20 protein-coding genes are annotated in these 21,129 nt (G+C 68.3%); 10 read left to right on the forward strand and 10 right to left on the reverse strand.

Annotated features, from left to right (window positions below; genetic code table 11):
- Positions 1–57 precede the first annotated feature (57 nt).
- Genes AB0C21_RS42105 through AB0C21_RS42120 form a run of 4 tightly spaced genes read left to right on the forward strand, consistent with a single transcriptional unit; the run spans position 58 to position 4,172 of the window.
- Positions 58–660 carry a type IV toxin-antitoxin system AbiEi family antitoxin domain-containing protein gene (locus tag AB0C21_RS42105; protein ID WP_500211999.1) on the forward strand — a complete coding sequence of 201 codons (603 nt, stop codon included), beginning with the start codon at positions 58–60 and terminating at the stop codon, positions 658–660.
- The gene (locus AB0C21_RS42110; RefSeq protein ID WP_500212001.1) at positions 657–1,523 is read left to right on the forward strand and encodes a nucleotidyl transferase AbiEii/AbiGii toxin family protein; all 867 of its coding nucleotides are present in this window, start codon (positions 657–659) and stop codon (positions 1,521–1,523) included. Before AB0C21_RS42105 ends, AB0C21_RS42110 begins: the two co-directional genes overlap by 4 nt.
- Before the next feature lie 7 nt (positions 1,524–1,530).
- Positions 1,531–3,030 (forward strand): class I SAM-dependent DNA methyltransferase, encoded by a 1,500-nt coding sequence (locus AB0C21_RS42115; RefSeq protein WP_500212003.1) that lies wholly within the window; start codon positions 1,531–1,533, stop codon positions 3,028–3,030.
- Entirely contained in the window at positions 3,030–4,172 is a 1,143-nt protein-coding gene (locus AB0C21_RS42120) for a restriction endonuclease subunit S (RefSeq protein WP_500212005.1), read from the forward strand. Before AB0C21_RS42115 ends, AB0C21_RS42120 begins: the two co-directional genes overlap by 1 nt.
- A 106-nt stretch (positions 4,173–4,278) precedes the next feature.
- On the opposite strand, the gene AB0C21_RS42125 is transcribed toward AB0C21_RS42120, so the two are convergent.
- Both AB0C21_RS42125 and AB0C21_RS42130 read right to left on the reverse strand, forming a co-directional pair.
- Positions 4,279–4,503 carry a DUF397 domain-containing protein gene (locus tag AB0C21_RS42125; RefSeq protein ID WP_500212007.1) on the reverse strand — a complete coding sequence of 75 codons (225 nt, stop codon included), beginning with the start codon at positions 4,501–4,503 and terminating at the stop codon, positions 4,279–4,281.
- Positions 4,476–5,315 (reverse strand): helix-turn-helix domain-containing protein, encoded by an 840-nt coding sequence (locus tag AB0C21_RS42130; RefSeq protein WP_500212009.1) that lies wholly within the window; start codon positions 5,313–5,315, stop codon positions 4,476–4,478. Before AB0C21_RS42130 ends, AB0C21_RS42125 begins: the two co-directional genes overlap by 28 nt.
- A 152-nt stretch (positions 5,316–5,467) precedes the next feature.
- Here AB0C21_RS42130 and AB0C21_RS42135 point away from each other — a divergent pair, with 152 nt between their 5' ends.
- Positions 5,468–5,665, forward strand: coding sequence for a hypothetical protein (locus AB0C21_RS42135; RefSeq protein ID WP_500212011.1), 198 nt, complete (start codon positions 5,468–5,470; stop codon positions 5,663–5,665).
- The gene (locus AB0C21_RS42140) at positions 5,662–5,859 is read left to right on the forward strand and encodes a hypothetical protein (protein WP_500212013.1); all 198 of its coding nucleotides are present in this window, start codon (positions 5,662–5,664) and stop codon (positions 5,857–5,859) included. Before AB0C21_RS42135 ends, AB0C21_RS42140 begins: the two co-directional genes overlap by 4 nt.
- A gap of 117 nt (positions 5,860–5,976) precedes the next feature.
- Here AB0C21_RS42140 and AB0C21_RS42145 read toward each other — a convergent pair whose 3' ends face one another.
- Positions 5,977–6,630 (reverse strand): JAB domain-containing protein, encoded by a 654-nt coding sequence (locus AB0C21_RS42145; protein WP_500212015.1) that lies wholly within the window; start codon positions 6,628–6,630, stop codon positions 5,977–5,979.
- A 52-nt stretch (positions 6,631–6,682) separates the two neighbouring features.
- Entirely contained in the window at positions 6,683–8,374 is a 1,692-nt protein-coding gene (locus AB0C21_RS42150; protein ID WP_500212017.1) for a GmrSD restriction endonuclease domain-containing protein, read from the reverse strand.
- Positions 8,375–8,569: 195 nt separating this feature from the next.
- Here AB0C21_RS42150 and AB0C21_RS42155 point away from each other — a divergent pair, with 195 nt between their 5' ends.
- Both AB0C21_RS42155 and AB0C21_RS42160 read left to right on the forward strand, forming a co-directional pair.
- Positions 8,570–9,745 (forward strand): glycosyltransferase family 4 protein, encoded by a 1,176-nt coding sequence (locus AB0C21_RS42155; RefSeq protein WP_500212019.1) that lies wholly within the window; start codon positions 8,570–8,572, stop codon positions 9,743–9,745.
- The gene (locus AB0C21_RS42160; protein WP_500212021.1) at positions 9,724–10,998 is read left to right on the forward strand and encodes an MFS transporter; all 1,275 of its coding nucleotides are present in this window, start codon (positions 9,724–9,726) and stop codon (positions 10,996–10,998) included. The genes AB0C21_RS42155 and AB0C21_RS42160 overlap by 22 nt, the downstream gene beginning before the upstream one ends.
- On the opposite strand, the gene AB0C21_RS42165 is transcribed toward AB0C21_RS42160, so the two are convergent.
- A complete protein-coding gene (locus AB0C21_RS42165; RefSeq protein ID WP_500212023.1) occupies positions 10,991–12,457 on the reverse strand; it encodes an MFS transporter in 1,467 nt (488 codons plus the stop codon). The two genes, AB0C21_RS42160 and AB0C21_RS42165, sit on opposite strands and share 8 nt — an antisense overlap.
- A gap of 224 nt (positions 12,458–12,681) precedes the next feature.
- Here AB0C21_RS42165 and sigJ point away from each other — a divergent pair, with 224 nt between their 5' ends.
- Positions 12,682–13,608 (forward strand): RNA polymerase sigma factor SigJ, encoded by a 927-nt coding sequence (sigJ, locus tag AB0C21_RS42170; RefSeq protein ID WP_500212025.1) that lies wholly within the window; start codon positions 12,682–12,684, stop codon positions 13,606–13,608.
- 24 nt (positions 13,609–13,632) lie between these two features.
- On the opposite strand, the gene AB0C21_RS42175 is transcribed toward sigJ, so the two are convergent.
- Both AB0C21_RS42175 and AB0C21_RS42180 read right to left on the reverse strand, forming a co-directional pair.
- Positions 13,633–14,112 carry a carboxymuconolactone decarboxylase family protein gene (locus tag AB0C21_RS42175; RefSeq protein ID WP_500212027.1) on the reverse strand — a complete coding sequence of 160 codons (480 nt, stop codon included), beginning with the start codon at positions 14,110–14,112 and terminating at the stop codon, positions 13,633–13,635.
- A gap of 25 nt (positions 14,113–14,137) precedes the next feature.
- On the reverse strand, positions 14,138–15,217 hold the full coding sequence (locus tag AB0C21_RS42180; RefSeq protein ID WP_500212029.1) for an NAD(P)H-dependent amine dehydrogenase family protein: 1,080 nt from the start codon (positions 15,215–15,217) through the stop codon (positions 14,138–14,140).
- A gap of 132 nt (positions 15,218–15,349) precedes the next feature.
- Here AB0C21_RS42180 and AB0C21_RS42185 point away from each other — a divergent pair, with 132 nt between their 5' ends.
- Positions 15,350–16,969 (forward strand): GMC oxidoreductase, encoded by a 1,620-nt coding sequence (locus AB0C21_RS42185; protein WP_500212030.1) that lies wholly within the window; start codon positions 15,350–15,352, stop codon positions 16,967–16,969.
- A gap of 59 nt (positions 16,970–17,028) precedes the next feature.
- On the opposite strand, the gene AB0C21_RS42190 is transcribed toward AB0C21_RS42185, so the two are convergent.
- The 3 genes from AB0C21_RS42190 to AB0C21_RS42200 form a co-directional block, all read right to left on the reverse strand.
- Positions 17,029–18,372 carry a hypothetical protein gene (locus AB0C21_RS42190; RefSeq protein ID WP_500212032.1) on the reverse strand — a complete coding sequence of 448 codons (1,344 nt, stop codon included), beginning with the start codon at positions 18,370–18,372 and terminating at the stop codon, positions 17,029–17,031.
- Between the two features lie 234 nt (positions 18,373–18,606).
- The gene (locus AB0C21_RS42195; RefSeq protein WP_500212033.1) at positions 18,607–19,110 is read right to left on the reverse strand and encodes a hypothetical protein; all 504 of its coding nucleotides are present in this window, start codon (positions 19,108–19,110) and stop codon (positions 18,607–18,609) included.
- 1,356 nt (positions 19,111–20,466) lie between these two features.
- Complete coding sequence (locus tag AB0C21_RS42200) at positions 20,467–21,030, reverse strand: DEAD/DEAH box helicase family protein (protein WP_500212034.1); 564 nt, start codon at positions 21,028–21,030, stop codon at positions 20,467–20,469.
- Positions 21,031–21,129: the final 99 nt, after the last annotated feature.

A 21,129-nucleotide genomic window follows, 5' to 3' on the forward strand; every position in this document is an offset into this window, starting at 1 on the left:
GGCATTCTGCACCAAACTAAAAGTGACTTGGAGGTGTAACGCCGATAGGGTGGCCGCATGCGGCAGCGGGACGACGAGCCTCGCGCCCGGCTGTGGCGCCGGGCGGCGCGTCAGCGCGGCTACTTCACCGCCGCCCAAGCACTTGAGGACGGTTACTCCTACCAGTCGCAGTACTTCCACGTGCAGCGCGGCAACTGGACGCGCGTCGATCGAGGGGTCTACCGCTTCCGCGAGTTCGCCGACCTGCCGACCGGTGAGAACGACCACCTCGTCCGCTGGACGCTCTGGAGCCGTGACCTGGCCGTGGTGTCCCACGGAACCGCCCTCGGCGTGCACGACCTGGGCATCGCCAACCCCGCCGAGATCCACCTGACGGTCCCGCCGGGATTCCGGCAGCGTGACCCGGCGGTGGTGGTCCACCGCGCCGAGCTTTCCCCCGAGGAGATCGAAGAACATGAAGGGTTCCGGGTGACCACTCCCGTCCGCGCCATCGCGGAGTCCGCCGCCGACGGGCTCGACCAGGATGCGATCGACTCCGCCGTCGCCGAACTGCTCGACCGCGGAGCCGCGACCAAAGGGCAGCTCCTGCGCGCCGCGCAGCATCTGGGGGCACGCGCCGAGCTCGCGATAGAGCGGGCCTTCCAGGCGGAACGCGCATGAGGAGGTACGCGACCGCTGTCGATCTCCGGCGCGCCTTGGAGGCCCGGCTCAAGCAGCGGGCAGAAGAGACCGGTACCGATCTCAGCCGCCTGCGCCGCGTGGCGGTGTTCGACCGGATCGGCGCGCGGCTGTCCGCGGCCGAACGGGGGTGGGTCCTCAAAGGAGGCGCGTCCCTGGAGTTCCGCCTCGGGGTCCGCGCCCGCGCGACGAAGGACCTCGACCTCGCACTGCTGGGCGGACCGAATGACGGCGTGGCCCTGCGCGAGGAGCTGATCGAGACACTCGCCGTGGACGTGGACGGTGACCGCTTCACCTTCACCGTCCGGCCGCCCACGGCCCTGGAGCCCGATTCGGCCGGACGTCCCGGCTGGCGGTTCTCTGTCGACGCCGCGCTCGCCGGCAAGTCGTTCGCGACGATCAGGTTGGACGTCGTTCTGCGCGGCGAAGAACTCGCGGCCACAGAACGCATCACCTTGCCCGGCTTCCTCGACTTCGCGGACGTGCCCGCCCGCACCATCGAGTCGGTAGACCGGCGCCAGCACTTCGCGGAGAAGCTGCACGCCCTGACCCGCGACTACGGCGAACGGCCGAACACGAGGGTCAAGGACCTCGTGGACATGGTCCTGTTGATCGAGGACGGCCTTCCCCCGGACCGGTCCTTGCTGGATGTGGTGAAGCACGTGTTCGCGGCCCGTGCCGTCCATCCGGTACCGCCGGACATCCCCGACCCGCCGCCCATCTGGGCGACGGAGTATCCGAGACTCGCCGAGGATCGGACGCTCGCCGAACCGAAGCTCGCGACCGCGCTCGATCTCGTCCGCAAGTTCTGGGCGCAGACCCTCACCACGGAAACGGAAATCTGACCCCGCCATGGCTTCAGCGAAGAAGAAGACCGAGGACACCAGCTCGCGCGCGAGACTCGGTTCCGTCATCAAGTCGGCCCGCGACATCATGCGCAAGGACGCCGGCCTGAATGGCGACCTGGACCGGCTGCCGCTGCTGTCTTGGCTGCTGTTCCTCCGCGCCTTCGACGCGCTGGAGAAGCAGCGCAAGATGGCGGAACAGGACGACTTCCGCCCCGCGATCGAGCCCAAGTACCAGTGGAGAAAATGGGCCGAGGACAAGGAGCTCACCGGCGACGACCTTCTCAAGTTCGTCAACGAGGAACTACTCCCGTACCTGAGCGACCTCAAGAGCGACCAGCCGGGCGACCCGCGCAACGTCCTCGGCCAGGTCTTCGAGGGCGTCCAGAACCGGATGGCGTCGGGCTATCTCCTCCGCGACCTGATCAACCAGATCAACAACATCAACTTTACGTCCAGCGACGACATCCACACGATGGCGTACCTGTACGAGTCGCTCCTGAAGGAGGTGCGGGACGCGGCCGGGGACTCCGGCGAGTTCTACACTCCGCGCCCTGTCATCCGTTTCATGGTCAAGCAGACGTTCCTGGAACTCGGCGAGACGATCCTCGACCCCGCCTGCGGCACCGGAGGCTTCCTTGTCGAGGCCTACACGGAGCTGACAGAGCTGCCCGACGGCCAGAAGCTCGGAATCCTCCAGCAGGAGAAGCTCTGGCGCGACCTGCGGGGCATCGAGAAGAAGCCGCTCCCCTACCTGCTGTGCATGATGAACCTGATCCTGCACGGCATCACCGAACCGAACATCCTGCACACGAACGCGCTCCGGCACATGCGCAACGAGACCGGGCCAAGCAGCCGCGTGGACGTGATCCTCACCAATCCGCCGTTCGGCGGTGAGGAGGAGGCCTCGATCGCCAAGGCGTTCCCGAAGGGCTATCAGACCCGCGAGACGGCCTGGCTCTTCCTGCACGAGGTAATCAGGAAGCTCAAGCCTGACGGTCGCTGCGCCATCGTCCTGCCGAACGGCGCCCTCTTCGGTGAGGGCATCGGCACCAAGATCAAGAAGAAGCTGCTGGAGGAGTGCAACCTGCACACCATCGTCCGGCTTCCGCAAGGTGTATTCGCGCCCTACACGCAGATCCCGGCGAACCTGCTGTTCTTCGACAAGACGGGCCCCACTAAGGAGACCTGGTTCTACCAGATCGACCCGCCCGAGGGCCGCAAGGGCTACGCAAAAACCAGACCCATGAGCAATGAGGAATTCGCGGAATGTGCCGAGTGGTGGGGCGGCAAGGAAAGAATCGGCCGAGAGACAAACACCCATGCATGGCGCGTCTCCATCGCCGACCTCACCGCCAATGAATATAACCTCAATCTCACCAACCCCGAGGAAGAGGACGATCTAGGCCATCGCCCTCCCTCTGAACTACTCACCGAACTGATATCTACGGAGAACAAGATCCTCAACCTCCTCACTTCGCTCCAGAACGACTTGGAGGGGATATAATGACGCTCTCCGAGCGTGCGTTCGGCGACGCAATTCGACCAAGCCCGAAGCGAATCTCGGTCAGCGCCGACGAAGAGTATCGCATCGCCGGCATATACAGCTTCGGACGAGGTCTGATCAAGAGACCAACAATTACGGGGGCACAGACGGCATACTCCACTTTTACTCGTCTTGAGACTGACCAGCTGGTGATGAGCAAGCTTAATGCTTGGGAAGGTGCACTGGCGGTAGTCCCTGACGAATTTTCTGGGGCCCATGTGTCCCCAGAATATCCCGCATTTGACATCAACAGAGATGTTGCCGACCCCGCCTATATTAAGCACCTGGTCGCCTGGCCAACTCTATGGGATCGCCTCACGCCACGAGGCTCGATGGTCCGTCGAAAGCGGACTACCCCGGCTACACTCATGGCAACCCCTGTGCCGCTGCCAGATCTGAAGGAGCAGCGCCGCATCGCCGCCCGCCTAGACGCCCTTCTTATGAAGTTCGAGCAGGTGGTGACACTTAGAGCATATCGCAGCGAACTGTGCGAGGCGCTAGGCGAATCCCTTATTTGGGACGCAGTGAAGTCGGCCAAGACCACCAAGGCGGTGGGCGAAGTTATAACCTTGATTCGGCGCCCCATTGCCCCACAATCCGGAAAGACCTATCGAGAGATCGGCATAAAGTCCTTCGGTAAGGGCGTATTCCACAAAGAACCAGTCAGCAGCGACGACATCGGCAGCAAAAAAGTTTTCGCTATCGAGCCGGGCGATCTGCTCTTCAGCAATGTCTTCGCCTGGGAAGGGGCAGTCGCACTAGCCAGTGCAGCCGAAGCGGGCTTCATTGGCAGCCATCGATTTATGACCTACCAAGTGAACGAAGATCTCGCAGATCCCTCATACCTTCGGCATTACTTCACCTGCAAGCCTGGACTTGAGGTGATTCGCAGAGCCTCACCCGGCTCCGCCGGAAGAAACAAAACCCTCGGCATCAAGAAGTTTGAGGCTCAACAGATTCCGTTGCCACCACTCGATACCCAGCATCGGATGGCCCGCACACTAGATGCGATCACAACAGGCGTCAAAGCAAATATTCAAGCCGAAGCAATCGCCGCAGTCAAACCATCACTACTAAACAAGGCATTTAGCGGACAACTCTGATCCCTTAACGCGACCTTGAGGCAGCGGTGAAATCTACATACTTGCCGCCCGCCCCGTCACTGTAACCGCTCTTGCGGTCACAGAGGCAAGCGTTGACGCCGTCGATTCACGACAACTCTGCTCGTAGTCGGCTCAGGAGGTCACGCGCCGCCACCGAGGTGAGCCTGAGCCGGGCGCCATCCGGGTCCTTGGAGTCACGGATCAAAACTTGTCCTGGCAAGGCGGCAAGTTCTACGCACTCTCCACCTACACCGTTGCTGTAGGTGCTCTTTCGCCATCGCAGAGTCACTTGCTTTGTTGTGCTCACAGGTAGACCTCCTTGGCCTGGCACATGAACTCGATGGTCTCAAGTCGGCTCAGAGCGTCACCCATCATCCTATTTAAGTACACTCCCGTCATGAAGACCTCATCCTTGTCGTCGATCAGTTGTCCGATTGCTCCCGACTCGATGTAGACCAGGTCTGCGTCCTTCTCAAAGCTCAGCAGGATCAGTCCCCCCGAGAGCGCTTCGGGCGTGATCCGCTCGAAGGGCATGATCAACAGCTGCACATGAGGCAGTCGCGCCATGGAGATGAGGTGATCGATCTGCTTCCTCATCACCTCCGCGCCGCCGACAGGCCGCCGGAATACCGACTCGTCCAGGATGAACGCCGCCATCGCAGGCTTCTCACGGGTGAGGAGGGTCTGCCGCTCCATACGGCTCGCGACACGCGCATCCAGCGTTTCCACAGGTTCGCTTGGATCCATGATCGCGCGAGCGTAGTTTTCGATCTGCAGTAGACCGGGCAGGATCTGAGCCGCGAAGCACCGAATCCCAATGGCCTTGGGCTCGTACTCCAGGTACGTCTTGAAGCCGGGGCGCAGGACGCGGTGGCGGCCGGCGCGGCGGATGGTCTTGTGGATGCGCTGGAAGTGGCCTTCGTCGTGGTCCCAGCCGTCGGTCTTGAAGTAGGTGTCCAGGTCGAGGGCCGTCTGCTCGGAGACGGTCTTGTCCGCTTTCTCCAGTTGGCAGATCCACTGCGGGGTGCAGCCCAGGGCGTTCGCGAGCTGGCTCTGGGACAGCTTCGCGCGCTGGCGCATCCGGCGAAGCTCTTCGCTGAAGTAGACGCGCAGCGCGTCGGGGTCTTGCTGGTCACCGGCCATGGCAGGGGGCCTCCGGCACTCGGTTGGCGGGGGCGTCGGGGGTGGACGTCCAGTTACAACGGCTTCGTTGCCCAGAGTAATTACTCGACCGCAACCTGTCTCAGGAATCAGACGCACGCCGACGAGTTCGGCCGCGAGAGACAGGTCAGCGAATGAAAGATGCGAGAACGGCCGAGATCGAGCGGGACTTCCCCGCCTTGATGGTGTGGATATCCCAGCAGGGCGCGTACTGGGGTGCGGTTCGACGTGACCCGAGGCCGGGCCTGCCCGCGACCGTCATCGCCGACTCCGAGAAGGAACTACGCGAGGCGCTGGCCGCTCAGCCGTCCACCGGGGAGCTGAGCCGATGAACCCGGCCGCCGGCCTGGCGTACTGGATCCCCGGTTTGCAGGTCTGGTACGGGATCTACACGCGGTCATGGTGGGCGTTCGTCCCGGGCCTGCCGGACCGGTTGATCGAAGCACGCTCCCCGGAGCTCCTCGCCCAGAGGCTCACCGCCTTGGCCATGCGAGCCACAGAGCACCAACACGCACCGACCGGGTGACCGCGGGGCTCTCCAGCCGGGACGGTTGGCCGGGGCCGCCGGGGTTGTCGGGCGGGTGTGCGGGTGGCCTGGTCCGGTCGGCGCTCGACCACCCGACAAGCATTTGGGACGGCCTGGTCAGGTCACGCGGGTCCAGGCGGTCTCGGTGACGATTACGTGGTCCATGAAGCGCAGGCCGACCGTTTCGGCGGCGTCACGCAGCGCCTCCGTCGCCCGGCGGTCGGACACGCTGGGCTCAAGACGTCCACTGGGATGGTTGTGCGCCACACCGAACGCGGCGCCGCCAGTCGCGAGTACCGCGGTCAGCACGTCCCGGACAGGAATAAGGCTTCGGTCGGTGGCGCCCTCGGTCAGCGGGACGACACGCAGTACTCCCCCGCCGGTGTCGCATGCGACGACCACGACCCTCTCGTGTCGCAGGCCGCGCAGAAGCGGCGCTGCCACGGCTGCGAGGTCCGCCGAGCCTCGGATCCTTCGGCGCTCCTTGCCCTTCGCCGCGCGCCGCGCCAGCTCGAAGGCGGCGGCGACGCGAGCCGCTCTGGCCGGGCCGATCCCCGGCAGGCGGCTCAGAGTGTGGGCGTCAGCACCTGCCAGGGTCGCGAGACAGCCCTGATCGTCGATCAGTCTGGCGGCCAATTCGATCGCATCGCGGCCCGGCCGCCCGGCGCCGAGGACCAGCGCCAGCAGCTCTCGGTCCGCCAGAGCGCGAGGGCCCTGGCGGAGCAGGCGCTCGCGAGGCCTGTCCGACTCGGGCAGATCCTTGACCCGCATCTCGTACCTCCCCCAGAAGGACAGCAGACGGGGGCGACAGAGCGCGGCAGGCTCAGTCGTCGGTATCGGTGTCGGTGACCTCGACCTCCGTCAGCCGCCGGGTCACATCCGGATCGAGCTCCTCGTCCGGCGTCTCGGCGATCGCGGCGCCCCCGACGAGTTCCTGGGCCCAGGAGAGAAGCGTCTCGGCACGTGCGTCCTGGAACGCGGAATAGTCACCGCGCACTGCCGCGTCGTACGCCGGCGGTGACACCAGAAGGCTTTCGAGCCGCGCGCGGATCTCCTCTTCTCCGCTGAAGTCGATCTCGTCCTTGAGGTAGGCGGCGGGGGCCTGGTCGGCCACGGCCTGATTGCTGATCGCGGTCAACATGACGATGTTGACCAGCGTGTTCGCCCGTTCATAGGCGAGCCCTTCGCGCATCAGCCACGCCTTCGGGAAGAAGTGGTGGTATTGCATGTCGTTGGACATGGCCAGGGCACGGCCGGTGTCGATCCGCTGCCCCGTGCGCAGGTCGCGCAGTCCTGCGGCCGCCAGGAGCAGAGCGAACGCCTTCGTCCTGCCGCTGTCGCGCCTGTACTGCTGAGACTTCCAGAGCCCGACGCTGAGGGGCGGCGTGTCCACAGCGATGTTCTTGGCCGCACCGGAGGCGAACGCGGCGACGGCGGCGAGGTCGTCGCTCATCTTCCGGGCGTTCCAGCCGTCGTAGTAGGCGGTCAGCGCCGTCTTCCAGAACCAGCTGCGGATGGCGGTGAACTGGCGCGCGTCGGGCTTCGGGAGCCGCCGGAAGATCTCGATGACGACCGCGAGCTGGTTCGGATACGGGAGCGCCTCGGCGGTCGGTGTGCCGATCTCGGTGGTGAGGAAGTCCACGGCGCGGCGTGCTGCGTCCCCGGTCTCTGCGATGGCCGAGGTCAGCTTCTCGTGCGGCAGGGCGGGCAGCCCTTCGAGGTCCCTCGTGGAGAACCCGAGGTCTGCGGCGGCGGAGATCGCCCTGAGCAGCAGTTGCCGGTCGATCCGTCCGTAATGCTTGCGTGCCAGGACTGCGCGGACGCCGTCGATCGCATCGAGCAGGTCGAACTCGTCGGTCCAGGTGGCGGCGCGGACGAACTCCACGGTCGTGAGCGGCGTCCCCCGCGTGTTGACGCGTTCGAAGATGCGGCCGACCTCGGTGAACGACGTCTTTTCGAGGGTCACCACGGCGACCTCGTACTGGGTGAATCGGTTGAACAGGAGGTCCGCTCGGGCCTGCTGCTCTTCAGGGAGCTTCATGACCCGTTTGAAGAAAGCGGACGGATCGGTCAGGAAGCGGAGCGGGACCTGGTAGGCCGGCGGGTCGTCGAGATCATCGCGGTGCAGAAAGCGCTCTTCCCGCAGGTCGTATGCGAGGTTCCAGTTACTCCGCGGGTCGTCCGGCTCCCAGTGGAGCGCGCCGCAGATCGTGGACAGCCGCTGGCAGCCGTCGAGGAGGTAGGCGGTGACGTCCTCGTCCTCGCGGACGTCGATCGCAAGGCCAGCGATGGTGCGTTCGCTCGCGAGGGGAAGATCGCTGCGCCACAGCAGGAGGCTGCCGATCGGGTAGTTGCGCGCGATCGAGTCCAGAAGGTCGAGCACCTGCTCCCGAGTCCAGACGAACTCACGCTGGAACTTGGGGAGGCGGATCCGCCCCTCGCGGACGCGCGAAGCCAGTCCCGTGATCAGCTCCGGGACCGGCCTGTGCTCCCGTTCCTGCGACCTTCTGGACACCCCGTCCCCCGCTCCGCCCGCCTGTCGCCTTTGCCACATCATGACATTTACCCCTGACGTTCTGACGTTCCTTTTAAGGATGTTGTGGGACTTCGGCCGGATCGCACGAGTCAGGTCAGGGAGCTGCAAAGCGACAAAGCGGTCAGTGGCCTGGTGGATTGGTTGGGGGGCCTCTGGACGGGAAATCGTCGTCGCATGGAGATACCGCGGACGCTGGTGCTGACCGGGCACTTTCCACCGGAGCCCGGCGGCGTTCAGACGTTCACGTGGGAGCTGGTCCGGAGGCTGCCCGTGGACCGGGTGGTCGTCGTGGCGCCCGCGTGGCCGGGGTCCGCGGAGTTCGACGCGGCCCTCGCGTTCCCCGTCGTCCGGCGGCACGGGTATCTGCTGTTCCGCGGGCTGCGGCGGCTCGTCGTCCGGCACCGGGTCGAGGCCGGGTGGATCACGGCGGCGGCGCCGTTCGGGATGTACGCGCCGCTGGTGCGGGCGGCCGGGGTGCGGTGGCTGGTCGGGTCCGCGCACGGGCAGGAGCTGGGGTGGTTCCGGGCGCCGCCGACGCGGGTGGCGCTCCGGGCTGCGGCGCGGTCGTTCGACGTCCTCACCCACCTCAGCGCGACCACGCTGCCGGAGCTCCAGGCCGCGGTCGGCGACCGGACGCGGCTGGCGCGGCTCGCCGGGGCCGTCGACACCGTGCGGTTCCGTCCGGGGCTGGACGGGTCGGCGGTGCGCCGCCGGCACGGGCTCGGGAACGGGCCGGTGGTGCTGAGCGTCGCGCGGCTCGTCCGGCGCAAGGGCCATGACATGCTGATCCGTGCATGGGCCGACGTGGTGCGGCGCCGTCCGGACGCCCGGCTGGTGATCGTCGGGGACGGTCCGATGCGGCGCAGGCTCATCGAGCTTGCGGACCGGGAGGTGCCGGGGACGGTCACGGTGACCGGGCCCGTCTCCGCAGCGGAGCTGCCGCGCTACTACGCCGCCGCCGACGTGTTCACGCTGCCGTGCCGCGACGACCGGGCGGGGCTCCAGACCGAGGGGCTGGGCCTGTCGGTGCTGGAGGCGTCGGCGTCGGGGCTGCCGGTGGTGGTGGGGCGGTCCGGCGGCAGCCCCGAGTCCCTGATCAACGGCCGGACGGGCGTGCTGGTCGACGCCGCCGGCCCGGACGAGATCGCCCTCGCCCTGCACCGCCTGCTCGGCTCCCCCGAGCGCGCCGCCGCGATGGGGGCCGCCGGACGGCGATGGACATGCGAGCGGTGGAGCTGGGACGCCGCCGCTGCCCGGCTCGCCGGCCTGCTGAAGGACTCCGCCCCCGAAGCGCCGCCGAAGCACGACACACCGGGGATGGAGCCCGCATGGGACTCAGGGAGCAGCTGAACAAGCGCGACTTCCGGCGGCTCATCGTCGGCCAGACGGTCTCCTCGTTCGGCGACTGGATGGGCACCCTGGCGCTGATGTACTTCGTGCTGCTGCTCAGCGACTCCACGACGGCCGTCGGCGGCGTGCTGGTGCTGCGGCTGCTCCCGTCCGCGCTGGGCGCGCCGGTGGCGGCGCGGGTGGTGACGCGCTGGCGGCGGCGCAGCGTCATGATGTGGGCGACCCTCGTCCAGACGGGCATGGCGCTGGCGCTGCCGATCGTGCCGTGGCTGGTGTGGGTGTACTTCTGGGCCTTCATGATCGAGGTGGCGGGGCTGATCTTCCTGCCGGCCCGGGACGCGTCGATCCCGTTCCTCATCGAGGACGAGGAGAACCGGCACGACACGGGCACGCTGGAGATCGCCAACGGCATCACGATGGCCACCTCGTACGGGATGATCCCGGTGGGCGCCGGCGCGTTCGGCCTGATCCTGCTGTTCTCGGAGAACGTCGGCCTGCACGGCAACTGGCGCTACGCGGTGGTGTTCTGGCTGGACGCCCTGACGTACCTGGCCTGCTACTTCGCCATCCGCTCGATTCCCGACCTCGGTCCGGGGCCCGCCGAGCGGCGGGAGATGGAGCGCACCGAGCAGGAGACGTCGTCCCGCGGCCTGCTCTCGGGCCTGCGCCTGCCCGTGGTGCGCGGGGTCCTGCCGGGGGTGGCGGTGGTGTCGCTCGGGCTGGGCGCGCTGTTCTCGCTGGGCGTGGTGTTCGTGCGGAACGTCCTGGCCGCGGGCCCGGTGGGGTTCGGGACGCTCGTGGTGCTGTTCGGCGTGGGCGCGCTCGTCGGGCTGCTGATCATCCACCGCAAGGTGCGGAACCTGTCGGTGCAGATCCGGGCCGGGACGGCCGTGCAGGGTGTGGTGATCTTCCTTATGGCCCTGCTGGGGACGGTGACCTGGGCGTTCATCGGGGCCGTGCTGTTCGGCGCGGCGGCGACCAGTGCGCTGGTGGGCGGGATCACCTACCTCCAGGAGGCGCTCAGCGGGGTCAACCGGAACCTGGCCCTCACGGCCTTCCACGCCGTCCTGCGCTTCGGCCTGGCGCTGGCCGCGCTGCTGGCCGGGGCCGCGGCCGACCTCCTGAGGAAGGCCGGCGCGGCCCCGCTCGGCCTGTCGCCGTCGCAGTTCGTGCTGGCGATGTCCGGGCTGGTCGTGCTGTTCGGGGCGTCCCTGATCCGCGTCCCCGGCGCCAACGGAGTCTCCGCTAAGTGACCGGGACGGGGCCGGGCTTCTTCTCCGGTTCCATCGCGGACGCCTCGCCGCGGCTGTTGGCGGCGCGGAGGGCGACGACGGCCGCGGCGACCAGGAAGAGCGAGCTGGCCAGCAGCGCGCGGGAGAACCCGCCGGTGAGCGCCTCGGACACCGGCCTGCGATCGGCCAGCAGGTCGTTCGTGCGGGCGGTGGCGACCGCAGAGAAGATCGCCAGGCCGAGCGCGCCGCCGATCTGCTGGGACGCGTTGAGCAGCGCAGCCGCCAGCCCGGCCTTGTCCGGCGGGACGTTGGCGTTGGCCGCGGTGGTGACGGCCACGAACGTGAAGCCGAGCCCGAACGAGGTGACCATCAGGCCGGGCAGCAGGTCGGCGAGGTAGTGGCCGTCCACTGGGACGCGCGACAGCAGGTAGATGCCCGCGGCCGCGAGCAGCAGCCCGAAGATCATCACCGGCCGCGTCCCGGCGCGCGCGATCAGCGGGGCGGACGCGCCCGCCGCGACGCCCACGCCCGCGCAGAGCGGCAGGTAGGCCGAGCCGGTCTCCAGCGGCGAGTAGCCGAGGACGTTCACCATGTAGAGGCTCAGGAAGAAGAACATCGACAGGAACCCGGCGACCGCGACGAGCTGGGTGACGTCCGCGGCGGCCAGCCCCCGGATCCGGAAGATCGACAGCGGCAGCAGCGGGTTCCGGCCGCGCTGCTCGGTGACCAGGAAGGCCAGCAGGACCGCGGCGGAGCCGGCGAGGCCGCCGATCGTGCGGCCCGCGTCCCAGCCCACCTCCGGGGCCTTGACCAGGGTGAACACCAGCAGCAGCATCCCGCCGGTGACGAGGACCGTGCCGAGCGCGTCGAAGCCCGCGAGCCGGGCGCCGCGCCGGTCGCCCTCGACCAGCAGGAACAGCCCGGCGATGACGAGGACGCAGACCGGGACGTTCACGAGCATCACCCAGCGCCAGCCGGGCCCGTCGGTGAGCAGCCCGCCGAACAGGACCCCGGCGGCGGAGGCGCCGCCGCCGACTCCGCCCCACACGCCGAGCGCCTTCGCCCGGTCGCCGCCCTCCTTGAAGGTGGTCGTCAGGATCGACAGCGTGCCGGGCAGCATCAGCGCGGCGCCGACGCCCTGCGCGAGCCGCGCGGCGACGAGCGTCCCGGGCGAGGTGGCGAGCCCGCCCGCGATCGAGGACAGCGAGAACAGCACGGTGCCCGCGACCACGATCCGGCGGCGTCCGAGCAGGTCGGCGAGCCGGCCGCCGAGGAGCATGAAGCCGCCGTAGGTCAGCAGGTAGCCGGACGGGACCCACTGCAGGTCCTGGACGGAGAAGCCCAGGTCGGCGCGGATCGCGGGCAGCGCCACGTTGACGATCGAGGCGTCGATGAAGTCCAGGAACGCGATGGCGCACAGCAAGGTCAGGGTGAGCTTGCCGCGTCCCGTCGCGAGGAAGGACGGAGGGGATTCGGTCATGCGGGCCTCCGGTCGGTGGGCCCGCGCCGGCGACCGCCGGCGCGGGACGCTCGGGGGCTCGTTCACTCCCCCGGGTCGGTTCGGTTCGCGTTCCATGAGCGGATCGGAGGGCGGGAGTGTGACGCGGCGGCCCGGAAATGTGGGCCAGGTCACAATCGTGCGGCGGATGTCACACTCGGGGGGCCGGCCGAGCTCAGAGGGGTGAGCGCAGAGGAGGTCGAGCCATGTCCGAAGACACAGCCGCCGACATCGCGACGGAGGTGTTCGCCGGGCACCGGGAGCTGCTGTTCTCGGTGGTCTACAACATGCTCGGGAGCGTCGCCGACACCGAGGACGTCCTGCAGGACGCCTGGCTCGCGTGGGCGTCCCGCAGCGCCGCCGACGTCCCCGGGGAGATCGAGAATCCGCGCGCCTACCTGGTGCGGGTCGCGGTCAACACGGCGCTCTCGCGGCAGGCCGCGATCAGGCGCCGCCGCGAGACGTACGTGGGGCCGTGGCTGCCCGAGCCGCTGGTGACCCGCGACGACGTGGACGAGTCCGCCGAGCGCACCGAGGCGGTCTCGATGGCGCTACTGGTCGTCATGGAGACGCTCACCCCGCTGGAGCGGGCGGTGTTCGTCCTGCACGAGGTGTTCGGCTACGCGCACACCGAGATAGCGCAGATGCTGGAGCGCAGCCCCGCGGCGGTCCGGCAGCTCGCGCACCGCGCCCGGGAGCACGTCCACGCCCGCCGCCCCCGCTACCAGGCCGATCCGAAGGTGCAGCGGAAGGCGACCGAGCGGTTCCTCGAGGCCGCGCTCGGCGGCGACCTCGACGCGCTGATGGACATCCTCGCCCCCGACGTGACGCTGTGGACGGACGGCGGCGGCAAGGCCAGGGGCACGGCGGCCCTGCGTCCGATCCAGGGGGCCGACCGGGTGGCGCGCACCATCACCAGGACGACCTCCCAGCGGCTCAGTGAGCTGGACATCTGCTACCGCACCGTCAACGGCGACCCGTCCGCGGTGCTGTTCGACAAGAACGCCCCGTTCGCCGTCATGGTCCTCGACCTGGACCCGGACGGCTACCACGTCCGCGGCGTCTACGCGGTCACCAACCCCGACAAACTGACCCACATCGAGGAGAACGAGGAGATCGAGGACGAAGACTGAACCCGCACCTCACGCCGAACTGTCTCAGGAATGGGGCAGGACGCACATGGCGTCGAGGCCGAGGACGCGGTTGAGGCGGCCGAAGGCCAGCCAAGAGCCGATGCACATGCTCAGCTCCACGATCTCGGCCTGGGTGTAGTGGGCGGCCATGCGGGTCCAGAAGTCCTCGTCCAGGCCGTGGTGGTCGAGGATGTACCGCTCGGCGTACTCGGCGGCCAGGCGGGTGCGGTCGTCGAAGGCGTCGGTGGTGCGCCACTCGGCCACGGCGTCGGCGAACCCCTCCTCGACCTTCTGCCCGTCGCGCTCCGTCCGCCAGTCGAGGCAGAACAGGCAGCCGTTGAGCTGGGCGACGCGCAGCCGGGCGGCCTCGAACTCGCGGAGCCCGAGGGTGGTGTGCGCGTAGACGGCGAGGGAGAGGTTCGAGGCGGCGGGGCCGATGCCCGGCACCATCTCGCCCCACACGTACTGGATCGGGTCCTTGCCCTCGGGGATCTCGATGTTCACGGGCCTGCCCTTCTGCTGACGCCTCTCATGGCGCCGTCCTGCCGAGTCTGCCCACGGCGGGACGGACGGGAACGTCGAGCGCGTCGTAGAGCCCCGGTTCGGCGTCCACGAGCCAGTCGATCGCGTTCACCAGGCGGCCGGCGGCGGTGGCGTTCCCGCCGGCGGCGCGGTTGCCGTGCTCGTCGGTGGCCTCGACGGTGACCTCGATGCGCGGGACGCCCTCGATGACCACGCGGTGCGCGCCGTCGCCGTCCGGAGGCACGGGCCAGTCGGGCGCGCAGGACGGGTGGATGCGCGTGACGTGCTCGACGACGATGCGGGGCTCGCCGCCCACGATGCCCTGGACCTCGAACCGCACCGCGCCCTGCGTCCCCTTCTCGAACTCGCCCATGGACACGGTGGTGATCGTGGCGTCGAGCGGGCGCCGGTCGACGGTCTCGCGGATCTCGTCCAGCTCGACGCCGAGGGCGCGGGCCATCAGCCTGACCTGGCCGCCCCACACCATGGTCGGGACGGTCGCGGCGAGCATCGGCGGCTCGTAGTCCATCGGCTGTCCCATGCCGACCAGGTACCGGACGGAGTCGGGCTGGTCGTAGGTGGAGTAGTCGAAGATCTCCTGGCAGCGGACGACGTCGATCGTGCCGCCGAGGCCGCTGACCAGCAGCGGCAGGACGTCGTTGCCCCACCCCGGGTCGACGCCGGAGGCGAACAGCGAGCCGCCGCCCTCGGCGATCGCGTCCAGTACCTCCGCGCGCATCTCGGGCGGCGCGTTGCGCTGGTCGTAGAGGGCGTACAGGGCCGGGGTGACGACGACGGCCCCGGCGCGGATCGCCTTGAGGACGTCGGCGAGCGCGTCGTCCGGGCGGATGTCGCCCGACGCCGCGTACACGACGGCCTGCGGGCGGTCGGCGAGCACGGCCTCTACGTCGGCGGTCGCCGCGACGCCCAGGTCGCGGTCGAGGCCGGCGAGGTCGCCCGCGTCCCGTCCGACCTTGCCGGGATCGTGGACGATCACGCCGCTCAGCCGGAGCGCCGGATGCGCCTCGACGGCCCGCACGGCCAGCCGTCCCATGTTGCCGGTACCCCAGACGACCACGGAGATCATGCGCGGAATGTACCAGGACCCAAGCAAGCACTTGGTAGCCACATGTGGACACGGAAATCTTTCATCCAGCTCGTGACGCGGCCCCTAAATCCCTATAGAACACGTTCTAATCTCACGAGTGAGGGAGGTCACATGAGTGACACCACCCCGTCCCTTCGCGTGTCCCGTCGCGGTTTCATCGTTGGAACCGGTTCTATGGTCGGGCTGGGCCTGCTCGGCCGGACCGGAGCCGCGGCGGCCCCGGCCCCCGCGCCGATCGCCAACGGCGCCCGCGTACCCGTCCTCGTCATCGGCACCGGCTACGGCGGCTCGGTCGCCGCGCTGCGCCTCGCCCAGGCGGGCGTCGACGTCCACATGGTCGAGATGGGCATGACCTGGGACACCCCGGGTTCGGACGGCAAGATCTTCTCGGGCATGAAGTCGCCGGACTACCGCGCCTACTGGCTCCGGACGCGGACCCTGCAGCCCATCAGCAACTTCCTCGGCTTCCCGATCGACAAGGACGTCCCCAAGTACACCGGGATCCTGGACGCCGAGGACTTCGGCGGCATCCTCGTCTACCAGGGCCGCGGCGTCGGCGGCGGCTCCCTCGTCAACGGCGGGATGGCGGTCACGCCGAAGCGCTCGCGCTTCAGCGCCATCCTCCCGTCGGTGAACGCCGACGAGATGTACAACGTCTACTACCCGCGCGCCAACTCCGGGCTCGGCGTCAACGAGATCGACCGCGCCTGGTTCGACACGACCGACTGCTACCAGTACGCCCGGGTCGGGCGGAAGCACGCCGAGCGCTCGGGGTTCGAGTTCGTCTACGTCCCGAACGTCTACGACTTCAACTACATGAAGCAGGAGGCGGCGAACGCCGTCCCGAGGTCGGCGCTGAACACCGAGATCCTCTACGGCAACAACTACGGCAAGAAGTCACTCCAGAAGACCTACCTGGCGCAGGCCAAGGCCACCGGCCGGGTCGCCATCTCGGCCCAGCACCGGGTCACGTCGGTGTCCCCCGCGTCCGGCGGCGGGTACACGGTCGCCATCGAGCAGATCGACACCACCGGCAACGTCGTGGCGACCAAGACGGTGACCGCCGACCGGGTGTTCTTCGCGGCCGGCAGCGTCGGCACCAGCAAACTGCTGGTCAAGCTCAAGGCGACCGGCGCGCTGCCCAACCTGAACGGCGAGATCGGCAAGGGCTGGGGCGACAACGGCAACGTCATGGTCGGCCGCGCCAACCACATGTGGGACCCGACCGGCAGCCTCCAGTCGTCCATGCCCACGGGCGGCATCGACAACTGGGACGCCGGCGGCGCGTTCGCCGAGGTCGCGCCGCTGCCCACCGGCATCGAGACGTACGCCTCGTTCTACCTGTCGATCACCAACACCCCGCACCGGGCCGAGTTCTCCTGGAACGCCTCCGCCGGACGCGTCGACCTGAACTGGCAGAAGTCCTGGAAGCAGTCCAGCATCGACATGGCCAAGACGATCTTCGACAAGATCAACAGCAAGGAGGGGACAATCTACCGGACCGACCTCTTCGGCACCTACAAGATCTGGGGCGACCACCTCACCTACCACCCGCTCGGCGGCGCCGTCCTGAACAAGGCCACCGACAACTACGGCCGCCTGCACGGCCACCCCGGCCTCTACGCGATCGACGGCTCGCTCATCCCGGGCAACACGAGCGTGAACCCGTTCGTCACCATCACCGCCCTCGCCGAGCGGAACATCGAGAAGATCATCGCCACCGACCTGTGATCCACCGGGATCCGGCCACGGGCGCGTGTGGCCGGACCCCTTCCACGGGCGCACGGGCTCTACGGGCAGGCGGGGAACAGCCGCCGCGTCCCCGTGCCGGCCGCGTAGGCGGCGGGGTCGCTGAACCGGCAGCCGAAGTCCGGACGCGCCACCACCGACGGCCTGGTGACCACGTCCCCCGCGGGCCGCACTCCCCGGTCGATCCAGCGGACGAGATCGTCCCAGGCCGCGCCCGCCTCACCGCCTGAGAACTCGCAGTGCTGGGTCGTGCGGACTGCACGCTGGACGAGCAGCCTCGACCGGTGGTTCCGCGCGACCTCCTTCGCGTAGATCTGCTCCATGGAGAACGGGACGAACAGGTCCCCCAGCCCGTGCAGGCTCAGGACCGGGACGTCCGGACGCCCGTTGATGCGCGGAACCTGGGACAGCCGGTTCGAAAGCCGCGCCGGCAGGTTCTGGACCCGCACCCGCTGGACCGTCCTGTTCACGTCGACCGGGCTGTTCGGCTCGTACCGGGTGAACAGGTTCGTCCCCAGCTGCCCCGGCTCCTCGGCCAGGGTGGCGCCCGGCTTGGGCGGCTCGGCCAGCGTGAACGGGAAGTCCTTCCAGACCGCGAACGAGTTCGCAGCGCCGGGGCGCTCCCCGCCCGTCCGGTTGACGACGATCGAGCGGAACTGCTTCCCGCGCTCGTTCGTGGTGTCCGGCCCGCCGGGCCGCAGCCCGGTCAGCCCGAGCGCCGCCTCGATCTTCGGGACGGTCGCCGTCGCGTACTGCTCGGTGACCGGGTACTCGCGCACGCCGGACAGGGCCTGGGCGACGAGGTTGTAGTCGAGGAAGTAGTCGAACAGCTCGTCGTCGCCGAGCACACCGCACATGGGCAGCGCGCCGTCGTAGTACCCGGGGAACTGCTCCAGCGACCGTCCGATGATGTGCCCGCCCATGGACACCCCGGCGATGATGCGCTGCTTGGGCCGCCCCACCTTCGCGGCGAAGAGTTCGGCCACGTCGCGAGTGCTCAGCACGCCCGCGCGGACGTCGTACCCGTTGTCGTAGTAGGACGACGCGGCCCAGGCGTACCCCTGGTCGAGGAGTCGTTCCCGCAGGCCGAACGAGGGCGGCCCCACCGTGAGCACTTTCCCTTGCCCGGCATAGCCGTGGGCCCAGAGCGCCAGCTTGCCGTTCCACTGCGGCGGTACCTCGATGTCGTAGGCCGCGTGCCGGTGGACGCCCTGGATAACCCGCGACGGCTCCCCGTGCACCTGGACGGGCGCGAGCGGCGGATTGACGATCGTGTATCCGGGGAGCGGCTGGTCGTCGGGAACGCGGTCGGCACGAGCCGCGCCCGCCGGAACGAGCGCGGAGAGCACCAGCGCGGAGAGAACGGCGAGGGGACGAATGCGCATGAAGCGCATTACATACCGTCCGGTCGGTCAATGGAATGACGAGACCGCATCCGGCCCCTCGCGCTCGTCGCGCGGACGGGCGGCGGCGCCATCCGGTCGCCCGCGCAGCCTGACGTCTAGAAGCCCAAGAGGCGCGCTCCGACGCCGGGCGACCTCCGGCGCGATCAGGCCCCCGGATTCGCATAGCGGTCGGCCGTGGCCCGTACCCGCAGGGACGGGCCACGGCTGAAAGGGTCAGCGAGACGGCCCAGTGGAGGTGTCACCGGAGGCGCGTCGCTTGTTCTCCAGTTCGGTGACGTTGCCGCTCTTACGAGCCGTGCCGGAACGCGGTCTGCGTACGGCGACACCGCGGTCGCGGGTGGCGCGCATGACGTCGACCATGGTGGTGGGCCCCCTCCATCCTCGATCCTTGGCGTAGGCACGGGCGTCCCGGCGCAGCTTGACAACCGCCTCGGAACCCCCGCGCGGTATCCACGAGCGAGTGGCGGCCCTGGTGACTCGGCGCCGTTCGCGGCCCTCGTCGCGCGCGATCCGATATTCGGTGCGGTGCTGGAGCCAGGTTGGCAGGGCGGGTTGGAGCAGCGCGGCGACGGCTCCGAAGAGCGCCACAACGGCGACGCAGCCCGCGACCCACCGGGCCAATGCCGGGTCACCGGTCGCCTCGAACACCGCCACGGCGGCGGCAGCGGGGGTGCCGGCCGCGAGTGCGACCAGGCTGCACCCCTGTTTCCAGGTCACCGCCGCCTCGCCTCCCCGCTCTGCGCCGCGGTGCGGCACGGACCGGCATCGGACATGCTCCCCAACAAAGCGGCGGAGTAGGTATCAACCTGTGCGGCTTTGCCGTACGGTGGAACCACAATGTGCTCAGGTATGGGTAGTGCCGAGTCTTTCCCGGCACCAACGCTCCTGTGATGCATTAAAACCACCCCAGGGCTCTCCTCTAGTGAAATCGGGACGGGTCTTGCGGGGTGAGGGCCGTCAACCTACCGGTGAGCTGCGCCAACAACCGGCGGTAGGGATGACGGCCCTCGGCTTATCCGGGCTTTCCGCTTTTCGCTTCCCGGACAAGATCTATAAGAAAAGGGCCACGGCCGGGTCCGTCTCCTGGTTCCCCTTACAGGAAATGCCGTGAGCCCCATCTGGACTGATCACGAAGCGCCGCTTATCGATACCTCCTGGCCCACCCGCTCCCCGAACCGCGTTCTGCCCGGACCGCGTTCGGTCAGCCGGCTCCGCAGCGTCTGCTACCCCGGCGAGGACAGCGTGACAGGACCGGAAGAGTCGCGTTTCCGCACTAGGCAACGACTCTACTCCTCCACGGCCCCAAAGTTGCGCACACGTTGCCCCTTGCCGCCGATGTCGCCCATATCACTACTAAGAGTGAGCAAACGATCATGATTAGTGTTTTCGATCATGCGTGCGAATCATGCAAAACTGCTCATTACGTGGCGAGTCGGACGCTTTACATGCGACGGTCAGACGTCAAGCGATGGCTCGTCATCGAGATACCCGTGAGTACGGTCGCATTCCAGCGCGACGCCGTCGACAACCACCGGCAGTAGTAAGCACTCCGACAGGAGCGAAGAGCATCTACGTTCCTTGATAAGGCTTTACAAAGTATATTCCGTCACCGACAGTGACGATCTATGACTGCAACATCATGCTGATGCGGAGGTGTGCCGGAGGTGACGCAGCGACGTATCCATAGCGCCCGCTCTGGCTTGGGTCGCGGAGGAGGCAGCAGAGCCGCCTGCTGTTCCCAATTGTCGGCGTATCGTGGAGGATCTCTTCGAGCCGCTCGCTGAGCATCCGGTAGCGGCGGGGATCCCGGCCCCGGTTGACCTCGATGCAGCCGGCACGGGATCGCCTCGGCCTCCGCGACCAACCGGTCCCGGGCCTTGATCAGGGCCTCGCGGTAGCGGATCGTCGCCCCCTGCTGTTGGCGACGATCTGCGCCTTGAACCCGCCGGGCAGCACCCCGGCGATGTAGTGGCGCAGCATGTGCCGTGCCTTGGCTTCGATCAGCTCCTCGGCTTCGAGGACGTCGCCCCGGGTGGCGTACCGGCGCTGGAGCGCCTCGCGCTCCTGCTCGCTCTACTCGGCGAACATCTCCTCGAAGACCTCGTCGAGGTCGCGCCCGTCGCGGACGGCGCCCTTGACGGTGTTGCCCTCGTAGATGATCCGCACGACCGCGCCGTCCGCCTCAGCGTCGGCGAGCAGGTAGCGGTCGGTGACCGGGCCGAAGATCTGGCTGGTCCGCTTCTTCTTTCCCATGATGATCGGCGTACCGGTGAAGCCGATTCGTGCGCAGTTGGGCAGCGCTTCGAAGAGGTTCGTGTCCAGCCGCGAGCCGTGCGACCGGTGCGCTTCGTCGTTCAGGCTGACGACCGACTCGTCGGCGTTCAGCTCGCCGAGCGAGGGCGCCGTCTCGCTCGGCTCCCCGTCGGACTTCCGGGCGGCCACGTCCTGTTGCCTCAGGATCATCACGGCGACGATGCCCGGCCCGTGCTCCGAGAGGAGCCGCTTGGCCTTCTTGACGCTTGCGGCCTCCTGGATCTCCTCGCCGGTCATCAGCGTCCTGGAGAGTTGCCTTTGCAGCTGCGTCCGGTCGGTGACCAGGACGACCTTGGCGGCGGCCAGCCCCTCGATCGACCGCATCCGCGACGAAGACCTCCTGACCCTCCGTCCCAATGCGGCCTCGGCCGACTCCCGACCAGGCCAACGCGGACGGCAACGCCGCCGCTCCCCCCGAACCCG

Origin of the sequence: Spirillospora sp. NPDC049024 (genome assembly GCF_040649235.1) — a bacterium.
In the GTDB taxonomy this organism is placed as follows: Bacteria; Actinomycetota; Actinomycetes; order Streptosporangiales; family Streptosporangiaceae; genus Spirillospora.

Coding starts and splice junctions, on each gene's coding strand:
- AB0C21_RS42105 (WP_500211999.1), top strand. CDS start 58: ATGCGGCAGCGGGACGACGAGCCTCGCGCCCGGCTGTGGCGCCGGGCG.
- AB0C21_RS42110 (WP_500212001.1), top strand. CDS start 657: ATGAGGAGGTACGCGACCGCTGTCGATCTCCGGCGCGCCTTGGAGGCC.
- AB0C21_RS42115 (WP_500212003.1), top strand. CDS start 1,531: ATGGCTTCAGCGAAGAAGAAGACCGAGGACACCAGCTCGCGCGCGAGA.
- AB0C21_RS42120 (WP_500212005.1), top strand. CDS start 3,030: ATGACGCTCTCCGAGCGTGCGTTCGGCGACGCAATTCGACCAAGCCCG.
- AB0C21_RS42130 (WP_500212009.1), bottom strand. CDS start 5,315: ATGGCCGGTGACCAGCAAGACCCCGACGCGCTGCGCGTCTACTTCAGC.
- AB0C21_RS42135 (WP_500212011.1), top strand. CDS start 5,468: ATGAAAGATGCGAGAACGGCCGAGATCGAGCGGGACTTCCCCGCCTTG.
- AB0C21_RS42140 (WP_500212013.1), top strand. CDS start 5,662: ATGAACCCGGCCGCCGGCCTGGCGTACTGGATCCCCGGTTTGCAGGTC.
- AB0C21_RS42145 (WP_500212015.1), bottom strand. CDS start 6,630: ATGCGGGTCAAGGATCTGCCCGAGTCGGACAGGCCTCGCGAGCGCCTG.
- AB0C21_RS42155 (WP_500212019.1), top strand. CDS start 8,570: ATGGAGATACCGCGGACGCTGGTGCTGACCGGGCACTTTCCACCGGAG.
- AB0C21_RS42160 (WP_500212021.1), top strand. CDS start 9,724: ATGGGACTCAGGGAGCAGCTGAACAAGCGCGACTTCCGGCGGCTCATC.
- AB0C21_RS42165 (WP_500212023.1), bottom strand. CDS start 12,457: ATGACCGAATCCCCTCCGTCCTTCCTCGCGACGGGACGCGGCAAGCTC.
- sigJ (WP_500212025.1), top strand. CDS start 12,682: ATGTCCGAAGACACAGCCGCCGACATCGCGACGGAGGTGTTCGCCGGG.
- AB0C21_RS42180 (WP_500212029.1), bottom strand. CDS start 15,217: ATGATCTCCGTGGTCGTCTGGGGTACCGGCAACATGGGACGGCTGGCC.
- AB0C21_RS42185 (WP_500212030.1), top strand. CDS start 15,350: ATGAGTGACACCACCCCGTCCCTTCGCGTGTCCCGTCGCGGTTTCATC.
- AB0C21_RS42190 (WP_500212032.1), bottom strand. CDS start 18,372: ATGCGCATTCGTCCCCTCGCCGTTCTCTCCGCGCTGGTGCTCTCCGCG.
- AB0C21_RS42200 (WP_500212034.1), bottom strand. CDS start 21,030: ATGCGGTCGATCGAGGGGCTGGCCGCCGCCAAGGTCGTCCTGGTCACC.